Origin of the sequence: Xanthomonas sp. SHU 308 (assembly GCF_000364645.1) — a bacterium.
GTDB classification, from domain to species: domain Bacteria; phylum Pseudomonadota; class Gammaproteobacteria; order Xanthomonadales; family Xanthomonadaceae; genus Xanthomonas_A; species Xanthomonas_A sontii.
Genome location: NZ_AQOK01000787.1, coordinates 1 through 4508, shown reverse-complemented (window position 1 = coordinate 4508; position 4508 = coordinate 1). Strand labels below are relative to the sequence as shown.

Annotated in this window: 2 protein-coding genes; one reads left to right on the top strand and one right to left on the bottom strand. The window is 64.7% G+C overall.

What is annotated here, in order from left to right:
• On the top strand, window positions 1–2871 hold a 2871-nt coding region (locus D588_RS0120625; protein WP_232764341.1), incomplete at its 5' end, for a TonB-dependent receptor.
• A 435-nt stretch (window positions 2872–3306) separates the two neighbouring features.
• On the opposite strand, the gene D588_RS0120620 is transcribed toward D588_RS0120625, so the two are convergent.
• Window positions 3307–4508, bottom strand: a 1202-nt coding sequence (locus D588_RS0120620; RefSeq protein ID WP_017917346.1) for an NAD(P)/FAD-dependent oxidoreductase, incomplete at its 5' end; no start/stop codon positions are given.

The following is a 4508-nucleotide window of genomic DNA, read 5'->3' as shown; positions in this document are numbered from 1 at the left end:
TTGCGGCGCCTGCCGCTGGCAATTGCCGTGATCGCGGCGCTGCAAGCCGCGCCCGCCTTTGCGCAGGACACTCTGGCCAATGGTCAGGCTGGATCCGACGACCAGGCAAAGGCCACTTCCAAGGAGGCAGCCAAGACCAAGGATCTCGATGCTGTTTCTGTGACAGGATCGCTGCTCAAGCGCCCCGAGTACGAAACCGCTTCGCCGGTCCAGGTGATCTCGATCGACAAGAGCATTTCAGCCGGCAAGTTCGACGTTGCCGACTTCCTGCAGACCTCGGCTGCCGCTGCCAGTTCCACACAGATCAACAACCAGTTTGGCGGATTCGTCGTCGAAGGCGGCACCGGCGTGCAGACCGTGTCGCTACGCGGCCTCGGCGCGAACCGCACACTGATCCTGCTCGATGGTCAGCGCCCCGGTCCGGCGGGAACGCGAGGACAGGTCGGCTCATTCGACCTGAACGTTATCCCCAAGGTCATCCTTCAGCGCATCGAAATCGTCAAGGACGGCTCATCGTCCATCTATGGCTCCGATGCAGTCGCCGGCGTGGTCAATCTGATCACCCGCAAGAGCATCGACAAGCCGATCATGGACTACACCATGAGCGTGCCACAGCATGGCGGAGGCGAGCAGTTCTCCGCTTCGTTCGCTGCCGGCAAAAGCTTCAGCGACGGCAGCATCGTCGGTGCCGTGCAATGGGATCGGCTGAACGCGCTGGAGTTCGGTGATCGCGACTTCCTGCGCTGCGCCCAAGACCGCATCTGGGGCACAGACGGCAAGCGCATCGACCGTCAGGACCGTTCGATCATCGGCGGCACCAACCTGGGTGGGTGCTCGTCCGGCAACCTCTACGCCAATACCATCATCGACTACTTCAACCCGAGTGTCCGCTACGTGCCGTCGCCGGACGGCAGCACCGTGGGTCCGTTCCCGGGCTACCGGCCGCGCCCGCGTCCCAGCAGGACCTACGCCAACTCGCCGCAGGCCTACTATGAGGACGTGCTGAACTTCCCGTTCTACAACACCACGCAAGCCATCAACCAGCGCGAGCGCATCAGCCTGTACGGCGCCAGCGACTTCGGCTTCGACAGCTTCAACTGGAAGACGCAGTGGTTGTACAACCGCCGCGAGACTCGCACGCACAGCTACCGGCAGTTCTTCCCGGTCGTTGCCAACCAGGCCAACGGTAAGTTTTACCAGCCGATCATGCCGTATCGGAGCGACCAGAAGATCACCGTCGATTACTTCTATGGCAGCACTAAGCTGGACGGCGCCTTCAAGGGAAGCGACAGCTGGACCTGGGAGGTCAACGCCAGCTACTCGCGGTCCGACGGTGACTACGAGAGCAACGCGATCCAGACTTCCCGTACGGGTGACCTAGGTTACGACAACAGCGGTGACGCACCGGTGAACTACTTCGATCCGGGCTTCCTCAACGGCGCGCGCATGCGCGAACTGGAGAATGCCATCGGGGTCAACACGAAGGGCAACACCACCTACGACCAGGCCGTGGTCAACGCAGTGGTCACAGGCAACCTGTTCGCGCTTCCCGCGGGCGATGTCGGTGCTGCATTCGGCGTCGAGTATCGCCATACCAAAATCGATGACGAACCCGATGCGCTGACCAAGGCGGGCGATGTTTGGAGTTCAACTTCGGCGGGGGACACGAAGGGTACGGACAATGTCCGAGAAGCCTTCGTGGAGTTCGACGTGCCGCTGCTCAAGAACAAGCCGGGCATCGAATCGTTGTCAGTCAACCTGTCCGGCCGCGCGTTCAAGTACAACTCGGTCGCCGATTCGGACGAGGTGTGGAAGGCCGGCCTGAACTGGCAGATCGTCCCGTCCGTGCGCGTGCGCGGCAGCATCGGCACCTCGTATCGCGCGCCGGGCCTTTACGAGCTGTATCTTGGCAACCAGAGCGGCTTCCTTTCACAGACGGCAATCGATCCTTGCATCCTGTGGGGTGAAAGCAGCAACACCTTCCTCCGGCAGAACTGTGGCGCGGCCGGCATTCCCGCGGACTATGCGGGCGGCGGCTCATCGGCGATCGTCTACAGCGGGGGGGGCAAGGGCGCGCTGAAGCCGGAAACCTCCAAGGCCAAGACGCTCGGCCTGGTGTGGACGCCCGAGTTCGCCAACCTGAGCGTGGCGCTCGATTACTTCGACTACAATATCCGCGGCGAAATCGCGCAGCTGAACGAGTCGGACATCATCAACGGCTGCTACGGCTCGGCGGTGTATCCGAACAGGTTCTGCGATCAATTCATCCGTAATAGCCCGACCGATCCAGCCGCGCCGAACAACATCACCACCATCTACAACAAGTACATCAACATCAACCGCGAGCGCACCCGCGGTTACGACTTGCAGATGAATTACGACAATGACTTTTCCTTCGGCAAGCTATCGCTGGAGGCCCAGGTCACGTACACGATGGAAGACGTGCTACAGCTGTTCGACAGTGCGGCGGAGAGCGGCCTCACCAACAGCGACCAGGTCGGCTACATCGGCCGTCCGAAGACGGTCGGCCTGTTGTCGGCGGACCTGAAGCGTGGCGACTGGACCTTCAGCTACCAGGCCAGCTACGTCAGCAGCACGCACAATCGCGATCTGGATCCGACCTTCACCTACCAGGGTTACCCGGATGCGACGCGCGATATCAAGGCCGGCTGGCAGGTCCTGCACAATGCGTCCGTTGCCTACGAACAGGGCGACTGGGGCATCATGGTCGGCGTGCGTAACCTGTTCGACAAGGCGCCGGACCTAATCTCCACCGGCGCCGGCACGCGCTACGGCAACACGCCGCTGTACGCATCGCAGTACGACTGGTACGGCCGCACGGTCTTCGCCCGCGTGCAGTACAAGTTCTAAACAGTCGTTTTTGCAGCAATCGAAGGGGCGGCCATTGGCCGCCCCTTTTTTGTTTGAAACAGCGTGGTCAAGAGACAGGAAAGTGCATCCGCGCATGGTGTTGTCGTCGTGAGTCGACGGACGATGTAGTTCTGAAGGCTTCGTCCAGCACTGACGGAAACAGGTTGTTGTTCAGGCGCCGGCCAAGCCGCGATCGAAAAAGATCACGATGTAGCCGACGTGCTCGACCGACTCCCGTGGCATAGACCGCCTTCGTGAAGAAAACCAGGACCACGGCAAGCGTCGGCAGATCAGGTCATCGCGCCGGCCGTGCGCGCATGCGGCGCCTGCCGATCCAGCGATCAGCTGCCATCAGGCTCACCGCTGCCCCCTGCCCGGCCTACGCCCCGCACGAATATCTATCCGCCAGTAGCCAGCTTGGCGCCTCGACCGACCCTAACGCCGCAACAGCGCCATCGCCGCATTGTGGCCGGGCGCGCCGGTCACGCCGCCGCCGGGATGGGTGCCGGAGCCGCACAGGAACAGGCCGGGAATCGCACCGCGGTACGCCGCCTGGCCGAGCATCGGCCGGGCGCTGAACAACTGGTTGAGGCTCAGCGCGCCGTGGAAGATGTCGCCGCCGATCAACCCGAAGGTGCGCTCCAGGTCCAGCGGGCTCAGCACCTGCCGGCCCAGCACCGAGGCGGCGAAGCCCGGCGCGTAGCGCTCGACGGTGGCGATCATCAGGTCGGCGACCTCCTCGCGGTGCGCGTCCCAGCTGCGCCCGTCCGGCAACTGCGGCGCGACGTGCTGGCAGAACAGGCTGGCCACGTGCTGGCCGGGCGGCGCCAGGCCATCGTCCAGGGTGCTGGGAATCAGCAGTTCGACGATCGGTTCGCGCGACCAGCCGTGCCGGCGCGCGTCGTGGTAGGCGCGGTCCATGTAGTCCAGGCTTGGCGCCAGCACGATGCCGGCGGTGAGATGGTCGCCCGGCCCCGGCAGCGCGCTGAAACTGGGCAGCCGCGACAGCGCCACGTTCATGCGGAACGTGCCGGAACCGCAGCGCCAGTGCGCCATGCGCTCGCGGGTGGCGGCCGGCACGTGCGCCGGATCGAGCAGGCGTTCGTACAGCAGCTTGGGATTGACGTTGGCGACCACGTGCCGCGCCCGGAGGCGCTCGCCCTGCTCGGTGACCACGCCGACCGCGCGTCCTCCCTCGACAAGGATCTCGCGCACGCCCGCATCGGTGCGGATGCGTGCACCGGCCGCAGTGGCCGCACGGGCCATGGCCTGGGTGATCGCGCCCATGCCGCCCAGCGCATGGCCCCAGGCGCCCTTGACCCCGTTGCTCTCGCCGAACACGTGGTGCAGCAGCACGTAGGCCGATCCCGGCGTGTACGGGCTGGCGTAGTTGCCGACGATGCCGTCGAAACCGAACAGCGCCTGCGCCGCGTCGCTCTCGAACCAGCGCTGCAGATACTCGGCGGCGGAGATGGTGAACAGGTCCAGCAGGTCCTGGCGCAGCTCCGCATCCAGCGCATGCAGGCGGCGCCCGAGGCGGCCGGCGCGCAGCAGCTCGGGCAGTGCCTGCAGCCAGCCGCCATCGGTGACGTTGGGGGGCGGCTGCAACGCCAGCGCGCGCAGCACGTCGGCGATGC